27 protein-coding genes are annotated in these 25108 nt (G+C 54.2%); 12 read left to right on the forward strand and 15 right to left on the reverse strand.

The genetic code is table 11. The annotated features are described in order from the left end of the window. Position 1: 1 nt before the first annotated feature. From potG to JT31_RS23680, 9 genes are all read right to left on the reverse strand, one after another. Positions 2–1135, reverse strand: a complete 1134-nt coding sequence (gene potG, locus JT31_RS05265; protein ID WP_038474177.1) for a putrescine ABC transporter ATP-binding subunit PotG — start codon at positions 1133–1135, stop codon at positions 2–4. A gap of 143 nt (positions 1136–1278) precedes the next feature. After that, a complete protein-coding gene (gene potF / locus JT31_RS05270; RefSeq protein ID WP_038474181.1) occupies positions 1279–2391 on the reverse strand; it encodes a spermidine/putrescine ABC transporter substrate-binding protein PotF in 1113 nt (370 codons plus the stop codon). 384 nt (positions 2392–2775) lie between these two features. Further along, positions 2776–3255 carry a YbjN domain-containing protein gene (locus JT31_RS05275; RefSeq protein WP_038474184.1) on the reverse strand — a complete coding sequence of 160 codons (480 nt, stop codon included), beginning with the start codon at positions 3253–3255 and terminating at the stop codon, positions 2776–2778. Between the two features lie 92 nt (positions 3256–3347). Then, positions 3348–4250, reverse strand: a complete 903-nt coding sequence (gene rimK / locus JT31_RS05280; protein ID WP_038474187.1) for a 30S ribosomal protein S6--L-glutamate ligase — start codon at positions 4248–4250, stop codon at positions 3348–3350. A gap of 57 nt (positions 4251–4307) precedes the next feature. Next, on the reverse strand, positions 4308–5231 hold the full coding sequence (locus tag JT31_RS05285; protein ID WP_038474190.1) for a LysR family transcriptional regulator: 924 nt from the start codon (positions 5229–5231) through the stop codon (positions 4308–4310). A 65-nt stretch (positions 5232–5296) separates the two neighbouring features. After that, entirely contained in the window at positions 5297–6553 is a 1257-nt protein-coding gene (locus JT31_RS05290; RefSeq protein ID WP_038474193.1) for a nucleoside permease, read from the reverse strand. A 28-nt stretch (positions 6554–6581) separates the two neighbouring features. Continuing rightward, entirely contained in the window at positions 6582–7415 is an 834-nt protein-coding gene (gene xapA, locus JT31_RS05295) for a xanthosine phosphorylase (protein ID WP_038474196.1), read from the reverse strand. A 140-nt stretch (positions 7416–7555) separates the two neighbouring features. After that, complete coding sequence (nfsA, locus tag JT31_RS05300; protein WP_038474199.1) at positions 7556–8278, reverse strand: oxygen-insensitive NADPH nitroreductase; 723 nt, start codon at positions 8276–8278, stop codon at positions 7556–7558. Then, the gene (locus JT31_RS23680; RefSeq protein WP_144244088.1) at positions 8262–8420 is read right to left on the reverse strand and encodes a DUF1418 family protein; all 159 of its coding nucleotides are present in this window, start codon (positions 8418–8420) and stop codon (positions 8262–8264) included. The genes nfsA and JT31_RS23680 overlap by 17 nt, the downstream gene beginning before the upstream one ends. A gap of 98 nt (positions 8421–8518) precedes the next feature. On the opposite strand from JT31_RS23680, the gene JT31_RS05305 reads away from it, so the two are divergent. Beyond that, the gene (locus JT31_RS05305) at positions 8519–8791 is read left to right on the forward strand and encodes a GrxA family glutaredoxin (protein ID WP_038474203.1); all 273 of its coding nucleotides are present in this window, start codon (positions 8519–8521) and stop codon (positions 8789–8791) included. A 26-nt stretch (positions 8792–8817) separates the two neighbouring features. On the opposite strand, the gene JT31_RS05310 is transcribed toward JT31_RS05305, so the two are convergent. Continuing rightward, positions 8818–9207 (reverse strand): inner membrane protein YbjM, encoded by a 390-nt coding sequence (locus JT31_RS05310; RefSeq protein WP_038474206.1) that lies wholly within the window; start codon positions 9205–9207, stop codon positions 8818–8820. A gap of 298 nt (positions 9208–9505) precedes the next feature. Here JT31_RS05310 and JT31_RS05315 point away from each other — a divergent pair, with 298 nt between their 5' ends. Beyond that, on the forward strand, positions 9506–11188 hold the full coding sequence (locus JT31_RS05315) for an aspartate:alanine antiporter (protein WP_038482818.1): 1683 nt from the start codon (positions 9506–9508) through the stop codon (positions 11186–11188). 205 nt (positions 11189–11393) lie between these two features. Here the strand turns inward: JT31_RS05315 and JT31_RS05320 are convergent, their stop codons facing one another. Beyond that, entirely contained in the window at positions 11394–11954 is a 561-nt protein-coding gene (locus JT31_RS05320; RefSeq protein ID WP_038474208.1) for a TetR/AcrR family transcriptional regulator, read from the reverse strand. A 111-nt stretch (positions 11955–12065) separates the two neighbouring features. Between JT31_RS05320 and JT31_RS05325 the strand changes: the two genes are divergently transcribed. The 3 genes from JT31_RS05325 to JT31_RS05335 are packed head-to-tail and all read left to right on the forward strand — an operon-like array spanning position 12066 to position 14554. After that, positions 12066–13271, forward strand: a complete 1206-nt coding sequence (locus JT31_RS05325; protein WP_038474211.1) for an MFS transporter — start codon at positions 12066–12068, stop codon at positions 13269–13271. A gap of 11 nt (positions 13272–13282) precedes the next feature. Next, complete coding sequence (locus JT31_RS05330) at positions 13283–14095, forward strand: Cof-type HAD-IIB family hydrolase (RefSeq protein ID WP_038474214.1); 813 nt, start codon at positions 13283–13285, stop codon at positions 14093–14095. An 18-nt stretch (positions 14096–14113) separates the two neighbouring features. Continuing rightward, on the forward strand, positions 14114–14554 hold the full coding sequence (locus tag JT31_RS05335) for an acetyltransferase (protein WP_038474217.1): 441 nt from the start codon (positions 14114–14116) through the stop codon (positions 14552–14554). Positions 14555–14804: 250 nt separating this feature from the next. Here the strand turns inward: JT31_RS05335 and JT31_RS05340 are convergent, their stop codons facing one another. The 3 genes from JT31_RS05340 to mntR all read right to left on the reverse strand — a co-directional run bounded on the left by JT31_RS05340 (position 14805) and on the right by mntR (position 17554). Next, on the reverse strand, positions 14805–15848 hold the full coding sequence (locus JT31_RS05340) for an aldo/keto reductase (RefSeq protein WP_038474221.1): 1044 nt from the start codon (positions 15846–15848) through the stop codon (positions 14805–14807). Between the two features lie 117 nt (positions 15849–15965). Beyond that, on the reverse strand, positions 15966–17084 hold the full coding sequence (locus tag JT31_RS05345) for an SLC13 family permease (RefSeq protein ID WP_038474224.1): 1119 nt from the start codon (positions 17082–17084) through the stop codon (positions 15966–15968). 2 nt (positions 17085–17086) lie between these two features. After that, positions 17087–17554 carry a manganese-binding transcriptional regulator MntR gene (gene mntR / locus JT31_RS05350; RefSeq protein WP_038474227.1) on the reverse strand — a complete coding sequence of 156 codons (468 nt, stop codon included), beginning with the start codon at positions 17552–17554 and terminating at the stop codon, positions 17087–17089. Between the two features lie 190 nt (positions 17555–17744). Between mntR and mntS the strand changes: the two genes are divergently transcribed. Continuing rightward, a complete protein-coding gene (gene mntS / locus JT31_RS05355) occupies positions 17745–17873 on the forward strand; it encodes a manganase accumulation protein MntS (protein ID WP_038474230.1) in 129 nt (42 codons plus the stop codon). A gap of 322 nt (positions 17874–18195) precedes the next feature. Then, positions 18196–19779 (forward strand): sulfatase-like hydrolase/transferase, encoded by a 1584-nt coding sequence (locus tag JT31_RS05360; RefSeq protein WP_038474232.1) that lies wholly within the window; start codon positions 18196–18198, stop codon positions 19777–19779. Between the two features lie 71 nt (positions 19780–19850). Here the strand turns inward: JT31_RS05360 and ompX are convergent, their stop codons facing one another. Further along, a complete protein-coding gene (gene ompX / locus JT31_RS05365) occupies positions 19851–20357 on the reverse strand; it encodes an outer membrane protein OmpX (protein ID WP_038474235.1) in 507 nt (168 codons plus the stop codon). Between the two features lie 370 nt (positions 20358–20727). Between ompX and rhtA the strand changes: the two genes are divergently transcribed. From rhtA to glnQ, 5 genes are all read left to right on the forward strand, one after another. Further along, positions 20728–21615 (forward strand): threonine/homoserine exporter RhtA, encoded by an 888-nt coding sequence (rhtA, locus tag JT31_RS05370; protein ID WP_038474238.1) that lies wholly within the window; start codon positions 20728–20730, stop codon positions 21613–21615. 310 nt (positions 21616–21925) lie between these two features. Next, on the forward strand, positions 21926–22429 hold the full coding sequence (gene dps, locus JT31_RS05375; protein WP_038474241.1) for a DNA starvation/stationary phase protection protein Dps: 504 nt from the start codon (positions 21926–21928) through the stop codon (positions 22427–22429). Between the two features lie 362 nt (positions 22430–22791). Continuing rightward, entirely contained in the window at positions 22792–23538 is a 747-nt protein-coding gene (gene glnH, locus JT31_RS05380; protein WP_038474244.1) for a glutamine ABC transporter substrate-binding protein GlnH, read from the forward strand. Positions 23539–23666: 128 nt separating this feature from the next. Next, entirely contained in the window at positions 23667–24326 is a 660-nt protein-coding gene (glnP, locus tag JT31_RS05385) for a glutamine ABC transporter permease GlnP (protein ID WP_008461026.1), read from the forward strand. Beyond that, positions 24323–25045: a glutamine ABC transporter ATP-binding protein GlnQ gene (gene glnQ / locus JT31_RS05390; RefSeq protein WP_038474247.1), complete on the forward strand. Its 723-nt coding sequence runs from the start codon at positions 24323–24325 to the stop codon at positions 25043–25045. The genes glnP and glnQ overlap by 4 nt, the downstream gene beginning before the upstream one ends. Positions 25046–25108: the final 63 nt, after the last annotated feature.

A 25108-nucleotide genomic window follows, 5' to 3' on the forward strand; every position in this document is an offset into this window, starting at 1 on the left:
CTTAAACCGTCAGAACCACACAGCTGTCGGCATCCCAGCACAGGCGAACTTCATCCCCCCACGTGGGCGCCCCTTTACGGTAGCGATGTTCGTTCTGCAGCTGAGCGCTGATCATCTGCCCGCTTTTCAGGCGAACGTGATAGATAGAGAGATCGCCGAGATAAGCGATGTGCACGACTTCTCCGACGGCAAAGTTATAGCCATCGGCCGGCGGCTCCTCACAAAGCATCACCTTTTCCGGGCGCAGCGCGACAAAGACCGGCACACCGTCAACCACCGATGCGTCAGGATCCACCTTCAGCGGATGCACCAGTCCCGGACTGTCAATCACCAGCCCGTCATCCTGCCGCTCTTTCAGCAGCCCTTCGAAGACGTTCACCGACCCGATAAACTCCGCGCTGTAGCGGGTGGTTGGGTGCTCATAAATCTCTTCCGGCTCGCCAATCTGCACGAACTTACCGCGATTCATGATCGCAATTCGCCCGGCCATCGTCATCGCCTCTTCCTGGTCGTGGGTCACCATCACGCAGGTCACGCCGACGCGCTCAAGAATATCCACCACTTCAAGCTGCATGCGGTCGCGCAGCTTTTTATCCAGCGCGCCCATAGGCTCGTCGAGCAGCAGCAGTTTGGGGCGCTTAGCCAGGCTGCGGGCCAGCGCCACTCGCTGGCGCTGGCCGCCGGAAAGCTGGTGAGGTTTACGTTTCGCAAACTCCTGCATATGCACCAGGGTGAGCATTTCCGCTACCCGGCTGGTAATTTCCGCTTTCGGCAGCTTGTCCTGCTTGAGGCCAAACGCAATGTTCTGCTCCACGGTCATGTGCGGGAACAACGCATAGGACTGGAACATCATGTTGATCGGACGCTGGTAAGGCGGCACATGGGACAAATCGACGCCATCCAGCATGATTTGCCCGGCGCTTGGCTGCTCAAAACCCGCCAGCATTCGCAGCAGCGTAGACTTGCCGCAGCCGGAGGCGCCCAGTAAAGCAAAAATTTCGCCTTTATAGATGGTCAGGCTGACGTCATCCACGGCGTGCTGGCCATCAAAAGATTTGGTGAGGTTACGAATTTCCAGCAGCGGAGTCAGCGCTTTCGGTGTTTTGGACTGCGGGCGAGGGATTGCGTCGTTCAATTCTGTTGCTCTCCGGCAAAAGCAAAAAGAAGGTACGGCCCGGTTGCCGTACTTTTAGCCCGCCCGGAAACAAGGGCTTCCGTTAAGGCTGGGGCGATTGCACAACTCTGGTGCAACCGCCCGGTATCAGGACGTTTCAGGACTTACTTGCCTGTTTTAACCTTAGTCCACGCGCGGGTGATAACCCGGTCAATCTTCGCCGGCATTACCGTTTGTGTGAACAGCTTGGCACGAATATCCGCCGGCGGGTAAATCCCAGGATTGCTGCGGACTTCCTCGCTCAGTAACGACGTAGCCTCTTTGTTGGCGTTCGCGTAATAAATATGATTACTGATGTTGGCAATGACGTCCGGCTTCATCAGGTAGTTCAGGAACTGATACGCTTCGTCTTTGTTCTTCGCGTCTGCCGGCAGGGCAAACATATCGAAGTAGACCATCGCGCCTTCCTTAGGAATGGAATAAGCAATATTCACGCCATTTTTGGCTTCTTTGGCGCGGTTTGCCGCCTGCAGGATATCGCCGGACCAGCCAATCGCCACGCAGATGTCGCCGTTAGCCAGGTCGTTGATGTACTGCGAGGAGTGGAAGTAGCGAATATTCGGCCGCAGCTTCAGCAGCAGATCGTTAGCCGCGCCGGTATAGTCTGCCGCGTTGGTGCTGTTAGGATCTTTGCCCAGATAGTGCAGCACGGTGGCGTAAATTTCACTCGGAGCATCCAGGAATGACACGCCACAGCTTTTCAGTTTTTCGAGGTTTTCCGGCTTGAGGATCAGATCCCAGCTGTCGACCGGCGCATCTTTACCGAGCGCGGCTTTGACCTTATCGACGTTATAACCGATGCCGGTGGTCACCATCATGTACGGAATGCCGTATTTATTGTCGTGGTCGTTTTGCGCCACCAGCTTGAGCATTTCCGGATCGAGATTTTTGTAATTCGGCAGTTTGCTTTTATCCAGCGGCTCGAAAATACCGGCCTGTGCCTGACGCTCGAGGAACTGCGAAGACGGCACTACCAGGTCATAGCCCGTGCTGCCCGCCATCAGTTTCCCTTCCAGTACCTCGTTGGAATCAAACACGTCGTAGACCACCTTGATACCGGTCTCTTTGGTGAAGTTTGCCAGGGTATCCGGCGCGATATAGTCAGACCAGTTATAGACGTGCAGCGTCTTTTGTTCGGCGGCCAAGCTGGCAGCAGAAGCTGCCATCAGCGCACCGGCAACCATCCCCGACAACCATTTTTTACGTTGGTCGAACATAATTTCATTCCTTCTGAATAAAGGCCAAACCGGGCTCGAATGAGCCGAATTTACGCAATGTGGCATATCCGCATTCGCCGCATGCTGTTTTCAACATGCAAAATTCATGCATCTCTATTCATTCTGCAGAAAAAGAATTTGGGATATCTTCACGCAGACGTGCTCGTTTTTACGAGCCACGCAAGAATAACTGTAGCCAGGGTTGGCGACTATAGCCCGGATGAAAAAACGCCTTTTATCAACTTTCCAGGCATCTTTCGTCTATACAGGCGGCGAAAACTCGCCTTATGGCAGGGATTTGTTTTGGTGTGACGGCAATATGACAGAATAAAAACATGCGGAACGCGGCGGCGCTGGTGGCCGCTGCGTTAAAATAAGGAAGGATCAGTGCACAGAGTGAGTATGAATAATTGTGCTGTCGCGCTCTTCTTCTTCAGTCACGAACAGCAGCTGATTGGCGCAGGCCTCAAGAATCACCATTGAAACCTGCTCTTCGCTCTGCTGAACGAAAGCGGCAAACTGCTCACGGGTAATGCCTACCGAGGAAGATAAAGACTGGCAAACCACCAGCTTCGGCAGATTATCATCCTGTATGTCGAGGAACGCTTTCACGGTCAGCGAACTGGCGTTAATCGAGGATAAATCAGACGCCAGCGGCAGCAGTGCAGACGGCTTCACCTCAGCCAGCGCGGAAAACAGGATGATGTTGTCCACAAGATCGATTTTCGCGTCGTATACGCCATCGAAGTTCTGCATATGGGGCAAATGCAATGCCTGGCAGGTATCGCACTCGAAGAAGGTTACGCCGATTTCATCCAGCCAGCGGCGTAAAGTGTCCAGAGTAGGGACGACGAGTGAATCCATAAACGCAAAAACCTCATTACCGGTTCAAAAATTAACGTGCCATCTTACGCAAAAATGACACGTCATACTATGCATAAGCGCCGATTTGGCGATTATCCCCCGGTTTTAAGACAGTACCCAGGACGCGCCTGCTGCTCTATCCATTTGATCATCAAACCGGCGATATCGACACCGCTTGTATTTTCAATACCTTCCAGCCCAGGCGAGGCATTCACCTCCATCACTAGCGGACCGCGATCGGCACGTAAAATATCGACCCCGGCAATGTCCAGCCCCAGCGTGCTGGCCGCCTTTAGCGCCACTTCGCGCTCGAGATCGGTAATCGTCACCTGATGCGCCACGCCGCCACGATGCAGATTAGAACGAAAATCTCCAGGCTTCGCCTGCCGTTCAATAGCCGCCACCACCTCATCACCCACCACCAGGCAGCGAATATCTCGCCCTTTGGCCTCTTTGATGTATTCCTGCACCAGGATGTGGGCATTCAGGCCGCGAAACGCGTCAATCACGCTCTCTGCCGCCTGCCGAGTTTCGGCCAGCACCACGCCAATGCCCTGCGTGCCCTCAACAAGCTTCACCACCAGCGGCGCACCGCCCACCATATCAATAAGGTCACTGGTGTCGTCCGGAGAATGGGCAAACCCCGTCACCGGCAGGTCGATACCCTGCTTCGCCAGCAGCTGCAGCGAACGCAGTTTGTCCCGCGCACGCGTAATCGCCACCGACTCATTCAGCGGGTAGCTTCCCAGCATTTCGAACTGGCGCAGCACCGCCGTGCCGTAAAAGGTGATAGCCGAGCCGATGCGCGGGATCACCGCATCGTAATGCGGCAGCTGTCGCCCCTTGTAGTGCACTGAGGGCGCGGCCGGATTGATGTTCATATAACAAGAAAGGGGATCGATGATTTCCACCTGGTGGCCACGACGCGTTGCCGCCTCGCGCAGGCGCTTGCATGAATAGAGCGTTCCATCCCGGGATAATATAGCGATTTTCAACCTGCACCTCTGAGCAACCAGACCAAAATTAACCGCCAGGCCATCATATCACTGCCCTCACCTTTCAACGATGGGGTAATCGGCCGGAGACTGCTTAAGTGCCTCAATTAATTGCTTTGTGGTCGAAGTGAGATGCACCGGATCGAAGACAGCATAAAGATCGGCGGGTATGGGCCGGGTTGGCGGGCGAAACACCACGCCGGGCCAGCTCATTTGCGCATAGCTATCGGCCATAATGGTTAGCCCAAAACCGATGCTCACCAGAGCCAGCACGGTTTGCGGCTCCACCGCCTCACGAACAACCCGGGGCATAAAACCAGCTTCACGACACACGCGCTGCAGGAAAGTCCAGTCTGAGTGAATGGCGGTCATCGTCACGAACGGCTCGTGCCGCAGTTGGGTAATGTCCACCGTCTGCTGGCGGGCTAACGGGTGCTGCTCCGGCAGCGCGACCATAAATGTCGCCTCATGCAGTTTTTCGCTTTGCAGACCGCCCGGCGGGCAAGTCTCCATCCGCCAGATACCGGCATCAATTTCGTGGCGACCAAGCAGCGCGAGCTGATCCCCCGGGGACTTTTCGCGAAAGGTCACATCAATGGCCGGATAGTCAGCAATAAACCGCTGCAGCCCAAGGCGCAGCCCGCCCCAGATGGCGGTCCCGACAATCCCTAACTGAATTCGCCCTCCTTCACCCCGCCCAATCTGCTCAACCCTCGCCAGCGCAAGGCTGGCGTTGTTAAGCAGCTGTTTTGTCTCTTCCAGCAGGACTTCACCCGCATGGGTTAACGCCACGTGCCGCGAATGGCGAATAAAAAGCACGGTGCCCAACTGGGCCTCCAGCTCTTTAATATGGAAGCTCAGAGGAGGTTGCGACATGTTCAGCCGCGCGGCAGCCCTGCCAAAGTGCAGCTCCTCGGCCACGGCCTGAAAATAACGCAAGAGTTTAAGGTCAGTGCGATAAATACGCTGAGATGTATTCATGAGGCTCCCTGAGTAGCAAGCCTCATAAATTACCATCACCTACGCTTGCTGTAAGGCCGGGAGCCTTAATGTGCGAGCGATGCCGAAGAATCAAGCTCCCGGCCGTGGCGATAGTGGAAGCTAAAGTGAAAGACCACGGCAAGCACCAGCGCATAGCCTGCAAATACCAGCCAGATGGTCGGCCAGTCTTTGACCCCATCCGTGGTGAAATAATCCACCACGTAGCCGCTGACAATCGCCCCCAGATACGCCCCAATCCCGTTCACCATCGTCATAAACAGCCCTTGCGCGCTGGCGCGAATGCGTGAGTCCACCTCCTGCTCAACAAAGACGGAACCTGAGATATTAAAGAAATCGAACGCGCAGCCATACACCACCATCGAGAGCAACAGCAGCACAAAACCAAAAGCAGAAGGATCGCCCCAGGCAAACAGCGCAAAACGCAGCACCCAGGCGACCATGCTCATCAGCATGACCTGCTTAATGCCAAAACGACGCAGGAAGAAGGGGATCGTCAAAATAAAGACCACTTCCGACATCTGTGAAACGGACAACAAAATTGAGGGATACTGCACCACAAAGCTGTCGGCAAAGGCCGGCTGGCGGGCGAAATCATGCAGGAAAGGGTTGCCAAAAGTATTGGTGATTTGCAGCACCGCGCCAAGCAGCATGGCGAACAGGAAAAAAACCGCCATCCGCGGCTTTTTGAACAGCACAAACGCGTCCAGCCCCAGGCGACTTACCCAGCTGCGCGCGGCCTGGCTTTTTATCACCGGAATGGTCGGTAGCGTAAGCGCATAGAGTGCAAGCAATCCAGAAGCAGCGGCGGCAATATAGAGCTGCATGCTGCTCAGCTCTATACGCATCAGGCTGACGGTCCACATGGCCGCAATAAACCCCACCGTGCCAAACACCCGCACCGGCGGGAAATGGCTAATCGTATCCAGACCGGCTTTTTCCAGGCAAGCGTAAGACACGGTATTGGACAATGCGATGGTTGGCATAAAGGCCAGCGCATTGCCCAGCATAGCCCAAAACATCAGCCCCGGCTGGTTGATACTGGCCGCCCAGACCAGCATCCCCGCCCCCACAAAATGGCAGAGAGAGTACACCCGATTAGCCGGGAGCCATTTGTCGGCAACAATCCCGATCAGTCCCGGCATCAGCAGCGCAGCAAGCCCTTTGGTACTGTAAACCATGCCCACATCTGCGCCTTTAAAGCCGAGCGTATTGATCATGTAAGATCCAAAAGTGACCAACCACGCCCCCCAGATAAAGTACTGCAAAAACAGCATGATTTTTAAGCGGAGTTTAATCGCCATCTGTTTTCCCTGCCGTGGTCAGTGAGGATCAGGCCAGTTTGCCGAGGAAGCCGCAAATCAGGTTAATGAAGTTCTGGCGCGACAATGCAGCCGCTTTCAGCGTCTGCTCGTGGGAAAGCTGAATACTGCCCAGCCCTTCAGCAAGGTTCGTAATTGCCGAGACGGCAACCACCTTCAGGCCGCAATGCCGGGCGCCGATCACCTCTGGCACAACCGACATCCCCACCACGTGGCCGCCAATGATTTGCATCATTCGAATTTCCGCTGCGGTTTCGAAATTGGGCCCCGGATAAGAAACAAACACCCCTTCGTGCAGTGGGAAGCCCTGCTCGCGCGCAACCTGCTGCAGCACCGCTCGATAGTCGGCATCATAGGCGTTTGCCAGCGAGAAAAAGCGTTCGCCAAACCGCTCATCATTTGGCCCAACGGTCGGGGTGCCCGGCATGGTATTAATATGATCGCTGAGTGCAACCAGGCTCCCCGGCTCCACCTCTGGGCGTAGCGAACCGGCGGCGTTGGTCGAAAACAAAATTTCGCATCCCAGCAGCTTAAAAGTACGAATTGCGCTGGTCATCACCGACATCCCGCGACCTTCATAAAAGTGCCCTCGCCCTTTCATACAGGCCACCGGTACGCCAGCCAGCGTGCCGACGACCAGTTCACCTGCATGACCGTGGACGGTGCTGACGGGGAATCCCGGTAACTCTTCGTATGAAAAAACAATGGGGGAGTCGATTTTTTCCGCCAGCTCTCCCAGCCCGGAGCCAAGAATGAAAGCAATGCGTGGTACCAGACCGTTAATCCGGGAGCGAATAATGTCGGCCGCGTAGAAGGGAGCGTTATCAAAAACAGGCGTTGGCATAGGAGGTTCCTTGTCAGATTGTCGTTATAACTTCAGCAGTTATAACGACTCACCGAGGGATGAAACCAATACCGTTTGGGGCAACGATTAATACTGAAAATGTATCAATCGCCGTTATAGCAGCCTGGCCGCCGCGTTGATTAGCGGGTCGCCCAACCCTGCTTGTGCAGATAATCGAGGATAAAAGGACGGTTTTCTTTGATGATAGTGCGGCTGATGTGGTCGCTCCAGGTGTCGCGGCGCGTGTTGCTGTCCCGGCTTAGATAGTACTGCGCAAGCTGCTCGTCGTATTCGTCAAGCAGCGGCCTGTTGAGCGGCTGATAGCGGTTTTCATGCACCAGCATCGCGGCGGGCATGCGTGGCTTGATATCCGGCGTATCGGCAGGCCAGCCCAGGCAAAGCCCAAACAGCGGCAGTACGTACTTCGGCACGCCCAGCAGCTCTCCTACCGCCTCAATATTGTTACGGATGCCGCCGATATAGACGCCACCCAGCCCCAGAGACTCCGCGGCGGTAAAGGCATTTTGCGCAAGAATGGCGGTGTCTACCGCCCCCAACAGAAGCTGCTCCGCCAGCCCAAGCTGGGCATCCGGGCAAATTTGCAGGTTGCGGTTAAAGTCGGCGCAAAAGACCCAAAACTCGGCCGCTTCCGCCACGTGCTTCTGGCCGCCCGTTAGCGGCACCAGCTGTTCACGCAGCGCCTTATCGGTAATACGAACGATCGAGCTGCACTGTAGGAAGCTAGAGCTGGAGGCCGCCTGTGCGCCGGCAATAATGGCCTCGCGCTGCTCGTCGGTAATAGGTTCACCGGTAAAATGGCGGATTGATCGGTGAGAACGAAGCAGATCAATGGTCGGCGTCATCGCTGTTTTCCTTTGGCTTTTTTAAATCAGAGTGTTTCGAAGCAGAATCGGGCTGCATCGGCCCAGGCCCAATAAATACCATGACTATAGCCGCCGTTGCACTGGCGATTGGTGCGGGCAACGTCAGATAGCCTACGGGCATTAAACTAACAGGCACGACCTTCTTTCAAAATGTGACGGATGTCGGCATTATAGGCTCATTCGCCGGTTAGTATCGGCCATAAAAACTGAGGAGAGAGCATGTTTGCAGTAATTTTTGGACGCCCTGGCTGCCCATATTGTGTTCGCGCTAAAGAACTGGCTGAGAAACTGACCGCCGAGCGTGATGACTTCAACTTCCGCTATGTTGATATCCACGCCGAAGGCATTACCAAAGCTGACCTGGAAAAAACCGTGGGTAAACCGGTTGAAACCGTGCCGCAGATCTTCCTGGATCAACAGCACATCGGTGGCTGCACTGATTTTGAAGCTTACGCGAAAGAACACCTGAACCTGTTCCAGACCGCGCAATAAGCTTTACGAACGGAAAAAACCGACTCTCAGGAGTCGGTTTTTTTATGGCTGCGTATCCGGTTACGGCACATGATAAAGAGAAGGTAGCAAAGCGAACCCAGGGATGACCAAAACACCGCGCTGAGCAGCCACGCCACTTCCTGCCAGAAGGAACGAGTCACGGGTAAAAACAGATGAGCCATCAACAGGCAGAGCGGAGAAGCGAGCATTGCGCCAGCCAGCGGTTTTACCACCCTATCGTCTCGGGAGAAAAAGCTGGCTGCACCACCAGGAAAAAGGAAAAACAGCAGCCCAAGCTCATAGTGTCCGCTTGCAATAAATCGCCCCATCACATTTAAATGCAGCGAAAGAAAAACCAGAATAAATAGCACGAAGCAGCAGATAATCCCCAGCCACCGTTGCGCTCGTCTGTGCATTTTACCTCCTGACATCTGCTTCTGCTCGTAAATACCCCACCTGAACGCACTGCAGAGTCTTTACCCGATTTGATAAAACCTTGGCTATCCGTGCCGATAAAGCATTGCCACAATTAGCACAATATTCTTACTAGCCGCTGATACTGAGAAAGATTAAACTAGCGGCGGAAATTCGGTCATCGCGTGAGATATTTAGATGCGTGATGTTATGCCGGTCGTCACTGACGAAACCGTCAAAACATTAGCGCATAAATCTATCTCTTTCAACAGCTTACTGGTAAACAAGAAGTTAGCCTTCGTGAATATAAACGTCGCAGATTTGTTAAACGGGAATTACATCCTTTTGTTATTTGTTGTACTAACGCTTGGACTCTGCCTGGGCAAATTACGCCTTGGTCCGGTGCAACTGGGTAATTCCATTGGTGTTTTAGTGGTCTCTTTATTACTCGGGCAACAACATTTCTCGATCAATACCGACGCGTTAAATCTTGGTTTTATGCTGTTCATTTTTTGCGTGGGCGTCGAAGCCGGACCAAACTTTTTTTCTATTTTCTTCCGCGACGGCAAAAATTACCTCATGCTTGCGCTGGTCATGGTCGGGAGCGCGCTGCTGATTGCCCTCGGCCTGGGCAAGCTTTTCGGCTGGGATATCGGCCTGACCGCCGGTATGCTCGCCGGGGCGATGACCTCCACGCCTGTGCTGGTCGGTGCAGGCGATACGCTTCGTCATTCCAGCATTCCCGCCGCCCAGCTTGCGACTTCGCTGGATAACCTGAGCCTGGGCTATGCCCTGACCTACCTGATTGGCCTGGTTAGCCTGATTGTTGGCGCTCGCTATTTGCCGAAGTTCCAGCATCAGGATTTACAAACCAGCGCCCAGCAGATTGCCCGCGAGCGCGGCCTCGATACCGATGCCAGCCGCAAAGTTTATCTCCCGGTGATCCGCGCCTACCGCGTCGGGCCGGAGCTTGTCGCCTGGGCCGACGGCAAAAACCTGCGCGAACTGGGCATTTATCGCCAGACCGGCTGCTACATCGAACGTATTCGCCGCAACGGCATTCTGGCCAACCCGGACGGGGATGCGGTGCTGCAAATGGGCGATGAAATCTCCCTCGTAGGCTACCCTGACTCGCATGCTCGCCTTGACCCAAGCTTCAGAAACGGTAAAGAGGTCTTTGACCGCGACCTGCTGGACATGCGTATCGTTACCGAAGAGATTGTGGTGAAGAACCACAACGCCGTGGGCCGCCGCCTGGCGCAGCTGAAGCTCACCGACCACGGCTGCTTCCTGAACCGCGTGATCCGCAGCCAGATTGAAATGCCTATCGACGACAACATCGTGCTGAATAAAGGCGATGTCTTACAAGTCAGCGGCGACGCAAGGCGCGTCAAAACCGTGGCCGAACGCATCGGCTTTATCTCCATCCACAGCCAGATTACCGACCTGCTGGCGTTCTGCGCCTTCTTTGTTATCGGTCTGATGGTAGGCATGGTGACCTTTCAGTTCAGCTCGTTTAGCTTTGGAGTCGGTAACGCCGCCGGGCTGCTGTTCGCCGGTATTATGCTTGGTTTCCTGCGCGCCAACCACCCGACCTTCGGCTACATCCCGCAAGGGGCGCTGAACATGGTGAAAGAGTTTGGCCTGATGGTGTTTATGGCGGGGGTAGGCCTGAGCGCGGGTAGCGGCATCAGCAACGGCCTCGGCGCGGTAGGCGGCCAGATGCTGATTGCCGGCCTTATCGTGAGCCTGGTGCCGGTCATCATATGCTTCCTGTTCGGCGCCTATGTTTTGCGTATGAACCGCGCGCTGCTGTTCGGGGCAATGATGGGGGCACGAACCTGTGCACCGGCGATGGAAATCATCAGCGACACCGCGCGCAGCAACATTCCTGCTCTGGGGTACGCCGGTACCTATGCTATCGCTAACGTGTTGTTAACCCTGGCCGGGACGCTCATTGTCGTGATATGGCCAGGTTTGTGATCGCAACCACAGACAAAGAAAAATACTTTTTTTTTATACCTGAGCGAACTTTCTGGCGGGGCGTCAGTCTGAATTAGTGCCACTGCTTTTCTTTGATGTCCCCAATTTGTGGAGCCCATCAACCCCGCCGTTTTCGGTTCAAGGTTGATGGGTTTTTATTTTTTAGGGCATTAACAACAAAGCGTTATCGGATTTTCCGCTCGTTCTATTCTGCATTCCCCAACCCAACAATCCTTCTCACCATCACCCGCATATCGTCGCGCCCCATCGGCTCGCGGTCGGTGACATAGTGCAGCGTCATGCCTTCCAGAAAAGCGTCCAGCGCTCTGGCGGTTAGCGGGTCGAAAAACGGCTCCAGCGCCTGCTGACTGCGCACCATCCACTCCTGCATGATGACTTTTAGCTGTGGATTGCAGCTGGCATAAGCATAAAGTTGGTACATCACCTGCATGTTGTACGGCGTGGCCACGCAGCCACCGCAAATCATATCGACAATCGCTTCGCAGGCCTCAGCCCGGCTGCTGGCCTGCTGCATACGTTCCCGATAGCTGTCCGACATCTGATGGGCAAACAGGGTAAACGCCTCGCACAGCAGCGACTCTATACCGGAAAAGTAGTAGGTCATTGATCCCAGCGAGACCCCGGCTTCAGCGGCAATTTTACGGTGCGTGATATCGCTGATGCCGTGTTTCACCACCATATCCAGCGTGGCCTGCAGGATACGAGAGCGGCGTTCGGGGTCATTGCGGCGCGGGGCTTTGCTCATCATTACCTACCTGAATTTAGAGTATGGCGAAGAGTCTATACCGGGATATGTACAAATGTACACAAGCTTGCTAGTCTGCTCTCCTTATTTCTCTTTCACTGGTTGTTGTTCATGTCTGTCTCGCAGAGAAAAGCCTTACAGCTCCGCACCTGGGCTCTGTTTACCTTCTTCTTCCTCCCGGGCCTGGTGATGGCATCCTGGGCCACACGCACGCCCGCTATCCGCGATACGCTCAGCGTCTCTACGGCCGGGATGGGCATCGTATTATTTGGCCTGTCCATCGGGTCGATGGGCGGTATTCTCTGCTCCGGCTGGCTGGTGAAACGCTTTGGCACCCGCACCATTATTCGCAGCGGCATGACGCTGATGGTCATCGGAATGCTGGTGATGAGCCTCGCGCTTTACCTCGCCTCACCGTTACTGTTTGCCTTTGGCCTGGCGTTGCTCGGCAGTGGACTGGGTTCCGCCGAAGTGGCAATGAACGTTGAGGGCGCGATTATTGAAGGCCTGATGAAGAAAACCGTGCTGCCGATGATGCACGGCTTCTTTAGCCTGGGGACGCTGGTCGGCGCCGGGATAGGCTTAAGCCTGACCGCGTGGAACGTGGTCTCCTGGGGACACCTGCTGCTGATTGGCCTGGTGGTTATTGCGCCCATTGCTATCGCACTTATCGCCGTGCCGCATGGCGTAGGCAAAGACAATCCAGAAAAAAGCGAGACACACGAACCGCACCGCCCGTTTTATAAAGATATTCAGCTGCTGCTGATCGGCTTTGTCGTGCTGGCTATGGCGTTTGCCGAAGGCTCAGCCAACGACTGGCTGCCGCTGCTGATGGTCGACGGGCACGGCTTTAGCCCGACGTCCGGCTCGCTTATCTACGTTGGCTTTACCCTAGGCATGACGGTCGGACGCTTTACCGGCGGCTGGTTTATCGACCGCTACAGCCGAGTTATCGTGGTTCGCGCCTGCGCAATCATGGGCGTGATTGGCATCGGGATGATTGTCTTTGTCGACAGCGCGTTCCTTGCCGGCGTGTCGGTGATTCTTTGGGGGCTGGGCACGTCTCTGGGCTTCCCGCTGACCATTTCGGCGGCGGGCGATACCGGCCCCGATCCGGCCAGCCGCGTTAGCGTCGTGGCGGCTTCCGGCTATGTTGCCTTTTTAGTCGGGCCGCCGCTGTTAGGCTTCCTCGGCGAGCATTACGGCCTGCGTCACGCCATGCTGGTCGTGCTGACGTTAATGATTATTGCGGCGCTGGTTGCCCGCGCCGTAGCCAAACCCGGGCAACCTTCCGGGCAGGCTTTAGAGACTGAATAATGGAGAGTTCAATGAGCATCAAACTGATTGCAGTAGACATGGACGGCACTTTTCTTGATGACGCTAAAACCTACAACCGCGAACGCTTTGCGGCGCAATATCAGCAGATGAAGGAACAAGGCATTCGCTTTGTGGTGGCCAGCGGTAACCAGTATTTCCAGCTGATTTCTTTCTTCCCGGATATTGCCCACGAGATCTCTTTCGTCGCTGATAACGGCGGCTGGGTGGTCAGCGAAGGCGAAGATATGTTTAACGGTGAGCTGACAAAGCAGGAGTTCAACACGGTTGTCGATCATCTGCTGACGCTGCCGCACGTGGAAATCATCGCCTGCGGCAAACGTAACGGCTATACCCTTAATAGCTACGACGATGACTTTAAGGCGCTGGCGGCGAAGTTCTACCACCGTCTTGAGCACGTGGAAAACTTCTCCGGCCTCGACGACGTATTCTTCAAGTTCGCCCTGAACCTGCCGGATAGCCAACTGGATGAAACCATGGACGCCCTCGGTGCGGAGCTGGAAGGCATTATGGTGCCGGTCACCAGCGGACACGGCTCTATCGACCTGATTATTCCGGGCATTCATAAGGCCAACGGTTTGCGCATCCTGCAGGAAAAGTGGGGCATCAAAGACAGCGAGGTCGTGACCTTCGGCGACGGCGGCAACGACATAGAGATGCTGACCCAGGCCGGGTTCGGTTTTGCTATGGCCAACGCGCCGGACAAAATTAAGCGTCTTGCCAGCCACCAGGCTGGGAATTGCAACCAGCAAGGTGTGCTGGACGTGATCGACAAGATCCTGAAAAAAGAAGCGCCGTTTAACTAACGACCTTTGAGAACAACAATGTTAACGATAAGAAAAGCAACCCCGCCGGATTTTGATGCGCTGGCGGAAATCTGGGAGGCGTCAGTCCGCGCCACGCATGACTTTTTGCCTGAGCAAAATATCAGAGCGCTGAAGCCCCAGGTTCGCGAACGCTACATGCCGCAGATCCCAATGCTGCTGGCGGCCGATGAAGCTGGCGAACCACTCGGTTTTATCGGCTGCCACGAAAACCGCATTGAAATGCTGTTTGTTGCGCCCGAGAGCCGTGGCACAGGCGTGGGCAAGCAGCTTTTGCAGTTGGCCATTGAGCAGCTGCAGGTTGATGAAGTGGACGTGAATGAGCAGAACCCGCAGGGCGTGGGTTTCTATCTGCATATGGGTTTTGCACAGATCGGGCGTTCAGAACTCGACGGCGAAGGGAATCCTTTCCCTTTGCTGCATTTGAAGCTGAAACGGTAGTTTTACCCTCTTCCTGAGAGCTGTCTCTAAGTCACAAATACGCTTTATGCCGGAACCGAGCCTCGCTTCTTATTTTTACCCTCACCCTAACCCTCTCCCTGGAAGGGAAAGGGAATAAACAATGTTTCCCATAACTTTTGTTTTCCCCCTCTCCCTCTGGGAGAGGGAATAAACAATGTTTCCCATAACTTTTGTTTTCCCCCTCTCCCTCTGGGAGAGGGCCGGGGTGAGGGGGAAAGCTGACCTCTGACTAAAACTGATTCTTCAGCTGTTCCCGGCGATACTCGCCCTGCCGTTCCAGCATCCAGCCAGGATATTCCCGCGGCAGCTCGCTCACCGCGTTCAGCCTTTCAAGCTCATCATCGCTAAAGCGAATGCCCGTCGCGGCGATGTTGTCACTGAGCTGCTCGAGGCGCTTCGCGCCGATAATCACCGTCGTCACCGCCTGCTGATGCAGCAGCCACGCCAGCGCAATCTGCGCCACGGAAACGCCTTTTACATCGGCAATTTCGCGCATCACATCCACGCAATCGAACGCGCGATCTTTGTTGACCGGCGGGAAGTCAAACTCCAGGCGGCGGCTGCCGGTTTCGGCTTTCCCGTCGCGATCGTACTTACCGCTAAGCAACCCGCCCGCAAGCGGACTCCATACCATCAGGCCGACGCCCTCGCTCTGCATCATCGGCACCAGCTCGCGTTCCAGGTCACGTCCGGCGATAGTGTAATAGGCCTGCAAAGAGGCAAAGCGCGTCAGCCCCAACCTTTCGGAGATCCCCAACGCCTTCATGATTTGCCAGGCCGCCCAGTTAGAGACGCCGATATAGCGCACCAGTCCCTGCTGCACCAGCGAGTCCAGCGCACGAAGCGTTTCCTCTATCGGCGTGGCGGGGTCAAAGCCGTGGAGCTGATACAGGTCGATATAGTCGAGCTGTAGCCGCTGCAGGCTATCTTTAACGCTGTTCAGGAGATGGAAACGCGATGAGCCACGGGAGTTCGGCCCGGCGGTGCCGGTTTCGCCAAATGCCTTGGTAGCCACCACCACATTCTCACGCGGCACGTTAAGGTTTTTCAGCGCCTGCCCGGTGATAATTTCCGAACGCCCGCCGGAGTATACGTTGGCCGTGTCGATAAAGTTAATCCCGGCGTCCAGAGCACTGCCGACCAGGCTGTCGGCATCTTTTTGCGCGAGCTGGCCAATTTTGCCCCATATGCCGTCTTCGCCGCCAAAGGTCATGGTGCCAAGGCAAAGCTCTGAAACAAACAGGCCGGTATTACCTAGTTTTTTATAACGCATAGCGGTACCTCATGGTCAGGGTTTCAGGAAGGAAGAGTGCGGACTGTTAGTTATACGCGTCGAGTCCGGCTCTGGAATGGGGAATTTCTGCTCATTCCTTGCCTGTTTCTGCCTGAATCAGAGGTAGCGAAGTAGCTGCAATAAACCGTAGCCCACCAGCGCCGCCCAGAGCAGCATTGGCAGAGAGTAAAGGTGGAAGCGCCACCAGATGCGGCGATCGTTTGCCATACGAAGGGCAATCAGGTTCGCCAGCGAGCCTGGCAACAGGCCAAAACCGCCAATATTGACCGCAAAGGCCAGCAGCAGCGAGGCAGGCACATAGTTCAGCAGCAAAATAGTGGCAGGAACGTTGCTGATAAACTGTGAGAGCAAGACGCCAAGGCTAAATAGCCCGCCTGAAGAAAGCTGAGCCACGCCCTGAAGCGAATGCTGCAACGCCGGAAGCTGAGTGATGAGGTGCACGTCAATAAACATCACCATAAACACCGCCAGCAGGCTCCAGTCGATGCTGAGCAGTACTTTACGCGCCAGTACCAGGAACCCAAGCGCAATCAACCCCAGCCCCCAGATTTCAAGCTTCAGCTCCAGCGCAAGAATAAACACGATATAGAACGCCAGGCAGCACCAGACCAGCTTAGGCTGCCACTGGCTTTCATTTGCCTCGCCAGCATAGTGCAGCGGCTTTGGCTTAAAGCAAAACCACGCCAGCACCAGCAGGCTGACGGTCATCGCCAGCGCCAGCGGCGTCATCTGCCAGGTAAACGCCCCGAAGGAAAGCCCTGAATGCCCCCACAGCAGGATATTCTGTGGATTACCGACAGGCGTTAACAAAGAGCCGGCATTGACCGCCAGCGCCTCAAAGATAATTAGCTTGCTGGCCGGTACCGAGCAGAGTTTTTTCAGCGTGATGGTCAGCGGAACGATGATAAACAGCGCGACATCGTTGGTCAGGAAGGTGGACAGCAACGCCGCTGCCGCCACCATGAACAGCGCCAGCTGGCGCTCGTTGGCAAAGCGCGCCACCATCTTGCGGCCCAGCACGTCGAAATACCCGCTCAGCTCCACACCTTTGGTCAACATCATCAGCCCGGTCAGGGTAATGATGGTGTGCCAGTCGATAGCCGCGGGCCACAAAGCCGGGCGGAACGGCACCGCCAGGCTTAGGGCAACGCCGATAAGCAGTAATAAATGCAGGAATCGATCGCGCAGGAAAGGCTGCGCCAGACGCAGCAGCATGTTTAGCCGATACCCCGCTCTGCGCTGAATTTACGGAAAGCGTCCAGCGTCTCTTCGCTGACGTGGTGCTCGACGCCTTCGGCATCAATGCGCGCGGTCTCCGGGCTGATGCCCAGCGCGAGAAAGAAGTTTTCAACGATTTGATGACGCTCGCGGCTTTGCTGCGCCAGTTTTTCACCTTCCGGCGTTAAAAAGACCCCACGCCACGGGATTTGCTCAATCAGACCAACGGAGGCCAGACGCTTTAGCATCTTTGCCACCGTAGGCTGGGAAACGCCCAGGCGAGCGGCCATATCGACCTGGCGAACCTCACCCACTTCATGAATCAAATCAGAAATCAGCTCAACATAATCATCAATTAACTCACGGCGGTGCGCTTCACGTACCTGCCTGAAGCCCTCAACATGCTCTTCAATATTCGGTAATGGCGTCACTTTTTCGCTGTTCTTTTGCCCTACCCGACGGCTCATAGTGCTTCCTCTTCCAGTGGCGCGGCGTCGTCATCTGACAACGGAAGGCGTCATTGTAAACCAGCATTGCTCATCCACAAAAATTTAACGAAATAGCCATGGCTATAAAATATAGCCTGTGCTATACCTGTATGTAATGCAGTCAGACCTGTTTATGGAAAAACGGTCGCACGGCTAACAGGAGGACGCTATGAACGAATTTAAGAGGTGCATCAACGTGTTTACTCAATCTCCCTTCCAGGTACGCTTAATGCTGCTGAACATGATTTGTGACTGGGTTTCAGGCAAACCGCAGCAAAAAGAAGAAAAAACCCAATAACGCCAGGCATCCGCCGCCTGGCGACTCCGCTTAGCGTTGGTGGCTAACGGTCATTCTTTTGTCACATTCTCCCTGCAAAATTCCCGCTAATGGCTACTTTGGCCGAGCTTTAACCCCATCATTTGTCGGATTTGCAATCCGTCTCGCAAAACAGCTGTCTGTTATCAGTTGATCTTCTTATCTTACGGCTCTATCTTCTTGCAGCCCTGCACATGAAGCGGCTCGCAGATGCGGTGCTACTCCCCTTCGTTTCCGTCTGTCAGGCAGGCTCTACCCTTATCGCCAGGGTCACCGCATGGCGTTTTGCAAGACCATAATAAAGATGAATGTAACGGTTAAAGATACCCTGACTGCTCGCGGAATCATGCTGAATCCGTGGACCGGTTTCTATTTTCTTCAGTCCCTTTTAATTAACTTTGCGCTCGGCTATGAATTTAGCCTGCTTTACGCGGTTGCCTTCAGCTGCGTGCTTTTACTGCTTTGGCGCACGACACCGCGTTTCCAGAAAGTCTTGATTGGGCTTTGCAGCGCCGTGGCTGCGATGTACTTCCCGTTTAGCCAGGCCTACGGCTCGCCGAACTTCAATACGTTACTGGCGCTGCACTCAACCAATTTTGAAGAGTCCACGGAGATAATGACTATCTTCCCGTGGTACAGCTACGTGGTTTCCCTCTTTATTCTCGCGCTTGGCGTAATGGCATTGCGCCGCAAAGGTGAAGAAAAACGCCGGTGGAGTCATTTCGATAGCTTATGCCTGGCCGTCAGCGTGGGCTGTTTTTTCGTCACCCCGCTGACCAACCTCGCCTACGGCGGCGTATTTAAATTTAAAGACACGGGCTACCCGGTAGTTCGCTTTGTGAAAGACGTCGTGGTCAATAACCACGAAGTCATTGAAGAACAGACCCGCATGAAGGAGCTTTCTCAGCAGAAAGACTCCTGGAACGTGGTTTCTGTTCAGCCTAAGTACCACACTTATGTGGTGGTGATTGGCGAGAGCGCCCGCCGCGACGCGCTGGGTGCCTTTGGCGGCCACTGGGATAACACCCCGTTTGCAAGCCAGGTAAAAGGCAACCTGTTTATGGATTACGTCTCCGCCAGCGGCTCTACGCAAAAATCGCTGGGGCTGACGCTGAACCGCGTTGTAGACGGCAAACCACAGTATCAGGATAACTTTGTCACCTTAGCAAACCGCGCCGGCTTCCAGACGTGGTGGTTCTCAAATCAGGGCCAAATCGGCGAATACGATACCGCCATCGCCAGCATCGCAAAACGCGCCGATGAAGTGCAGTTCCTGAAGAACGGTGATTTTGAGGCCGATAAAAATACCCGCGACGAAGCGCTGTTAAAAATGACGGCTCAGGTTTTTGCCACGCAGCGCAGTACGCCGCAGCTGATTGTGCTGCATTTGATGGGCTCTCATCCGCAGGCCTGCGATCGTACTCAGGGCAAATATAAAGATTTTGTCCAGTCCAAAGAGACGTCCTGCTATCTCTACAGCATGACGCAAACCGACGACCTGCTAAAACAGCTTTATCTGCAGCTGCAAAACACCGGGAACAGCTTCTCGATGGTCTATTTCTCCGATCACGGGCTGGCGTTTAAAGAGCGTGGCACCGACGTGCAGTACCTGGCGCATGACGATAAGTTTCAGCAGAATTTCCAGGTGCCATTTATGGTGCTGTCGAGCGACGACGCTACGCACAGGCTCATTAAAGCGCGCCGCAGCGCCAATGACTTCCTGAATTTCTTCTCTGCATGGACGGGGATTAAGGCGAAAGAACTCACGCCGAAGTACAAGTTTATTTCCGAGCAAAAAGCCGGGCCGACCTGGATTACCAACTTCAATCTACAGAGAGTGGACTATACTCATCTGCAGACGGATATCTTTGAGACCAGGACGCGTTAATCGGCCAGCCGGTTTACAGGTAAAAAAAATCCGCCACGTGGGCGGATTTTTTATTTCAATCCCGGAAGGGATTAGAAGCGGTAGCCTACGCCAGCAATCCAGGTGCCAACGTCAACGCTACGAATACGGCTCTGCTCGTAGGAGAAGTCCAGAGCAACGTTTTCGATTGGGTTGAACTGCAGGCCAGCACCGTAGGAGAAGCCGTAGTCGCTCACAGAGTTATGCTCTGGGAATGCGGTCTGCTGGAATTTACCGTAGCCAACACCGACCACGCCGTAGATGCTTGCCCAGTCGTTGATGCGGTAAGCAGGACCAGCGGTGATACCGTAGTACTGACCTTTGTTGTACACGCCGTCCTGAGTGTCGCTTTTCTGGGTGTAGGTGAAGGAACCGATGTAGCCCAGCGGGGTATCATTTTCATAACGGTATTTCAGGTTGAAACCGCCAGCTTTGTTAGCAACGCCCTGCATATCGCTCTGAGCATAACCACCGGTTACGGTGCTGGTTGCTGCAGATGCGGTACCTACGGAAACGGCCAGTACACAGGCCAGTGCTGAAAGACATGCAATTTTTTTCATAATATCCACCTCAAATGTGCTTCAAGTAAGTCCTAAGTTTTAAATATAACAAAAGGATGACAGAAACTCTTCGCCAATTGTGTTGTCTAATGAACCTTTTCATGTAACATAACATTTCCACTACATGTTAACTCACTAAAAAACTTGAGGAATAAGGCCGTGCGACGGCAAATATTAACCCCTATAACAATTCCGTCATTCAGATAATTCTGGAATTATTTTTGACATAAACTGACAAAACTGCCCGATCTTACTCCACGCCATGAGAATTTTTCTTAATGAAAATTCAACCAGCCATAACTTAATCCTTTAGACTGGGCTGACTTTTATTTTCTTGACCAAATACAAACAAATACTGACAAGGTACAGGATGCCGCAAACCTCCCGTAATATACCGCGCTGGCTGCCCATCGTGGTTCTGCTTATTGCCATGACGTCAATTCAGAGCGGCGCTTCGTTGGCTAAATCATTATTCCCGCTCATTGGCCCCCAGGGCGTCACTTCGCTGCGTCTGTTTCTGGGGACGCTAATCCTTGTGGTGATTTTTAAGCCCTGGCGGCTGCGCTTTAAGCCAGAGCAGCGTCTACCTCTGCTGTTTTATGGGCTGGCGCTGGGGAGCATGAATTACCTCTTTTATGTCTCGCTGCGCACCGTGCCGCTGGGCATTGCTGTAGCGCTAGAATTTACCGGGCCGCTGGCCGTTGCGCTCTTTGCCTCACGCCGGGCGGTGGACTTTATCTGGGTGGTGCTGGCGGTCGCCGGGCTGTGGTTCCTGCTGCCGCTGGGCCAGGACATCTCCCACGTTGACCTTGCTGGCGCTGCCTATGCGCTGGGGGCAGGTGCCTGTTGGGCGGTCTATATTATTGCCGGGCAAAAAGCAGGCGCAGAGCACGGCCCGGCGACGGTTGCTTTTGGTTCTCTGATTGCGGCGATTATCTTTGTTCCGCTGGGGGCATGGGAAGCGACCAGCTCGCTGCTGCAATGGTCGCTCCTGCCCGTTGGCCTGGCGATTGCCGTGCTCTCGACGGCGCTGCCCTACTCGCTGGAAATGATTGCGTTAACCAGGTTACCTACCCGCACCTTCGGCACGCTGATGAGCCTGGAACCCGGCCTTGCGGCGCTGTCGGGCATGTTGTTCCTCGGTGAGCACCTGACGCTGGTGCAATGGCTGGCGTTGCTCTCCATCATCGCAGCTTCAGTGGGTTCAACGCTGACCATGAAGCGCGAAACGCAGCTTAAAAATGTCGACATAAATTAATCCGTCGCCCTGCATTTAATGCGGTGATAATTACCGCATTAAATGATTTACCCGCAATCAAGCACTTATATTTTGTCCATTGGGTAATACTTAATAAGAATTATTTTCTTTTCGCTGTCATATTTATTCATTCTTTTTGACACGAATTTGAAAGTAGAGATAACCCACTGTTCCACAATGCATTTGCTTTTACCACTTTCCTCTCGCTATCGGTTTGATAGGTATTACCCTCACCAGCAAAGTAAAAAAGCGGTGCTATACTTATTGCCGGTAATTCATTGGGACACCAACATCAAGAGGATGAAAGATTATGAGTACCGCTAAACTGGTAAAAACTAAATCTACAAACCTGCTATATACCCGCAATGATGTGAAAGACAGCGAGAAAAAAGCCACCATCGAGCTGCTGAATCGCCAGGTCGTCCAGTTCATCGACTTGTCGCTGATTACCAAACAGGCTCACTGGAACATGCGCGGGGCTAACTTTATTGCCGTACACGAAATGCTGGACGGCTTCCGCACGGCGCTGACCGAACACCTCGACACCATGGCCGAACGTGCCGTGCAGCTGGGCGGTGTTGCTCTGGGCACCACTCAGGTGATCAACAGCAAAACCCCGCTGAAAAGCTACCCGCTCGACATTCATACCGTTCAGGAACACCTGAAAGAACTGGCCGATCGTTATGCCATCGTAGCCAACGACGTGCGTAAAGCCGTCAGTGAAGCGAAAGACGAAGACACCGCAGATATTTTGACCGCCGCATCCCGCGATCTGGACAAATTCCTGTGGTTCATCGAGTCCAACATTGAATAACGCATAGTTTTTTCCTATGGCCTCCTCCCCGCCCGGGGTCGGGGCCTGCACCAAAACAGCGCAGACCATTGCTCAATTCATAGCCCAAAGTTAATAAAATGTAATAATCACCTCACACAATCGTTAACGAATGATTGTTTTGTCCTCTGATTTCGCGGTAAAACTACCCCCTACCCTGCCGGTTCATTTTGCGCACCAAAATGGTGCACCATAACGGTGCGTTATGACTGGCTTGCAACGCTCAATGTGCAATGTTAAATAATCACATCCTTGCAAAACAGTAAGTTGCAATTTTGGCACGATTCTTTCATGAGTCGCCGCTGACGCAGGGGATCGCCCCGTGGATTAATAAAGGAAATGCTATGAAGTCGATTTTGAAAGTTTCACTGGCAGCACTTACCCTGGCTTTTGCAGTATCTTCCCATGCCGCTGATAAAAAACTGGTCGTTGCGACCGATACCGCGTTCGTTCCTTTTGAATTCAAGCAAGGCGATAAATATGTCGGCTTTGACGTGGATCTGTGGGCCGCTATCGCTAAAGAGCTGAAGCTGGACTACACCCTGAAGCCAATGGACTTCAGCGGCATCATTCCTGCCCTGCAAACTAAAAACGTTGACCTGGCGCTGGCCGGTATCACCATCACCCCTGAGCGCGAAAAAGCGATCGACTTCTCCGACGGCTACTACAAAAGCGGCCTGCTGGTGATGGTCAAAGCCAACAACAACGACATCAAAAGCGTAAAAGATCTGGACGGTAAAGTGGTCGCGGTTAAAGGCGGCACCGGTTCCGTTGATTACGCGAAAGCCAACATCAAAACCAAAGACCTGCGTCAGTTCCCTAACATCGATAACGCGTACATGGAACTGGGCACCAACCGCGCTGACGCGGTTCTGCACGACACGCCAAACATCCTGTACTTCATCAAAACCGCCGGTAACGGTCAGTTCAAAGCGGTAGGTGAGTCTCTGGAAGCACAGCAATACGGCATCGCCCTGCCTAAAGGCAGCGACGAACTGCGCACCAAAATCAACGGCGCGCTGAAAACCCTGAAAGAGAACGGCACGTACAACGAAATCTACAAAAAATGGTTCGGTACTGAACCAAAATAATAATTCTAAGCGTTAAGTAAGACCTGAGGGGCGCCTTTCGCCCCTCTTATTATTAAACGCCTCCAGCGCCTTAAGACCCCGGTCTGAAGCGCAAAGAGGTGAACCACGGTAGACAACAGGAACACATCATGCAGTTTGACTGGAGCGCCATTTGGCCTGCAATTCCCATCTTGTTTGAAGGCGCTAAGATGACCCTATGGATTTCAATCCTGGGGCTTTGCGGCGGTTTAGTAATTGGTTTAGTCGCGGGCTTTGCTCGCACCTACGGCGGTTGGATTGCCAACCACGTTGCCCTTGTTTTCATCGAAGTGATTCGCGGCACGCCTATCGTGGTGCAGGTAATGTTTATTTACTTCGCCCTGCCGATGGCCTTTACCGATCTGCGTATCGATCCGTTTAGCGCCGCCGTCGTCACCATCATGATCAACTCCGGGGCTTACATCGCAGAGATAACCCGTGGTGCGGTACTGTCTATCCACAAAGGCTTCCAGGAAGCTGGCCTGGCGCTGGGGCTATCTAAACGTGAAACCATTCGCCACGTGATCATGCCGCTGGCGCTGCGCCGTATGCTGCCGCCGCTGGGTAACCAGTGGATAATCAGCATCAAAGACACCTCGCTGTTCATCGTTATCGGTGTGGCAGAGCTGACTCGTCAGGGTCAGGAAATTATCGCCGGTAACTTCCGCGCGCTGGAGATTTGGAGCGCCGTTGCGGTCTTCTATCTGATTATTACCCTGGTGCTGAGCTTCGTGCTGCGTCGCCTTGAAAGAAGGATGAAAATCCTGTGATTGAATTTAAAAACGTCTCCAAGCACTTTGGTCCAACCCAGGTGCTGCACAATATTGACCTGAACATCAAACAGGGCGAAGTGGTGGTGATTATCGGGCCAAGCGGCTCCGGTAAATCCACGCTGCTGCGCTGCATCAACAAGCTGGAAGAAATCACCAGCGGCGACCTGATCGTCGACGGCCTGAAGGTAAACGATCCGAAGGTCGACGATCGCCTGATCCGCCAGGAAGCCGGCATGGTGTTCCAGCAGTTCTACCTTTTCCCGCACCTGACGGCGCTGGAAAACGTCGCCTTCGGCCCGATCCGCGTGCGCGGCATGAAGAAAGACGCTGCCGATAAGCTGGCCAAAGAGCTGCTGGCGAAGGTTGGCCTGGCAGAGCGCGCGCATCACTACCCGTCAGAGCTTTCCGGCGGCCAGCAGCAGCGTGTGGCTATCGCCCGCGCGCTGGCGGTAAAACCGAAGATGATGCTGTTTGATGAGCCAACGTCGGCCCTTGACCCGGAACTGCGTCACGAAGTCCTGAAAGTTATGCAGGACCTGGCTGAAGAAGGCATGACCATGGTTATCGTCACCCACGAAGTCGGCTTTGCCGCCAAGGTGGCCTCCCGCCTGATCTTTATTGATAAAGGTCGCGTGGCGGAAGACGGTAACCCACAGGAGCTTATCGACAACCCGCCGAGCCCGCGCCTGCGCGAGTTCCTGCAGCACGTCGCATAACGTTTCACTCAGGGCGGCTAAGCCTGGCCGCCCTGCTTTTTCTGGAATTATCCCGCTTTTTAC

This window comes from Cedecea neteri (assembly GCF_000757825.1).
GTDB classification, from domain to species: Bacteria; Pseudomonadota; Gammaproteobacteria; order Enterobacterales; family Enterobacteriaceae; genus Cedecea; species Cedecea selenatireducens.

Coding starts and splice junctions, on each gene's coding strand:
- JT31_RS05340 (WP_038474221.1), bottom strand. CDS start 15,848: ATGCGTTATAAAAAACTAGGTAATACCGGCCTGTTTGTTTCAGAGCTT.
- ompX (WP_038474235.1), bottom strand. CDS start 20,357: ATGAAAAAAATTGCATGTCTTTCAGCACTGGCCTGTGTACTGGCCGTT.
- nfsA (WP_038474199.1), bottom strand. CDS start 8,278: ATGACGCCGACCATTGATCTGCTTCGTTCTCACCGATCAATCCGCCAT.
- JT31_RS05290 (WP_038474193.1), bottom strand. CDS start 6,553: ATGGCGATTAAACTCCGCTTAAAAATCATGCTGTTTTTGCAGTACTTT.
- JT31_RS05330 (WP_038474214.1), top strand. CDS start 13,283: ATGAGCATCAAACTGATTGCAGTAGACATGGACGGCACTTTTCTTGAT.
- JT31_RS05360 (WP_038474232.1), top strand. CDS start 18,196: ATGAATGTAACGGTTAAAGATACCCTGACTGCTCGCGGAATCATGCTG.
- potF (WP_038474181.1), bottom strand. CDS start 2,391: ATGTTCGACCAACGTAAAAAATGGTTGTCGGGGATGGTTGCCGGTGCG.
- mntR (WP_038474227.1), bottom strand. CDS start 17,554: ATGAGCCGTCGGGTAGGGCAAAAGAACAGCGAAAAAGTGACGCCATTA.
- xapA (WP_038474196.1), bottom strand. CDS start 7,415: ATGCCAACGCCTGTTTTTGATAACGCTCCCTTCTACGCGGCCGACATT.
- dps (WP_038474241.1), top strand. CDS start 21,926: ATGAGTACCGCTAAACTGGTAAAAACTAAATCTACAAACCTGCTATAT.
- JT31_RS05310 (WP_038474206.1), bottom strand. CDS start 9,207: ATGCACAGACGAGCGCAACGGTGGCTGGGGATTATCTGCTGCTTCGTG.
- rhtA (WP_038474238.1), top strand. CDS start 20,728: ATGCCGCAAACCTCCCGTAATATACCGCGCTGGCTGCCCATCGTGGTT.
- JT31_RS23680 (WP_144244088.1), bottom strand. CDS start 8,420: ATGCCCGTAGGCTATCTGACGTTGCCCGCACCAATCGCCAGTGCAACG.
- JT31_RS05285 (WP_038474190.1), bottom strand. CDS start 5,231: ATGAATACATCTCAGCGTATTTATCGCACTGACCTTAAACTCTTGCGT.
- JT31_RS05305 (WP_038474203.1), top strand. CDS start 8,519: ATGTTTGCAGTAATTTTTGGACGCCCTGGCTGCCCATATTGTGTTCGC.
- glnH (WP_038474244.1), top strand. CDS start 22,792: ATGAAGTCGATTTTGAAAGTTTCACTGGCAGCACTTACCCTGGCTTTT.
- JT31_RS05320 (WP_038474208.1), bottom strand. CDS start 11,954: ATGAGCAAAGCCCCGCGCCGCAATGACCCCGAACGCCGCTCTCGTATC.
- JT31_RS05275 (WP_038474184.1), bottom strand. CDS start 3,255: ATGGATTCACTCGTCGTCCCTACTCTGGACACTTTACGCCGCTGGCTG.
- JT31_RS05325 (WP_038474211.1), top strand. CDS start 12,066: ATGTCTGTCTCGCAGAGAAAAGCCTTACAGCTCCGCACCTGGGCTCTG.
- JT31_RS05335 (WP_038474217.1), top strand. CDS start 14,114: ATGTTAACGATAAGAAAAGCAACCCCGCCGGATTTTGATGCGCTGGCG.
- mntS (WP_038474230.1), top strand. CDS start 17,745: ATGAACGAATTTAAGAGGTGCATCAACGTGTTTACTCAATCTCCCTTC.
- JT31_RS05345 (WP_038474224.1), bottom strand. CDS start 17,084: ATGCTGCTGCGTCTGGCGCAGCCTTTCCTGCGCGATCGATTCCTGCAT.
- glnP (WP_008461026.1), top strand. CDS start 23,667: ATGCAGTTTGACTGGAGCGCCATTTGGCCTGCAATTCCCATCTTGTTT.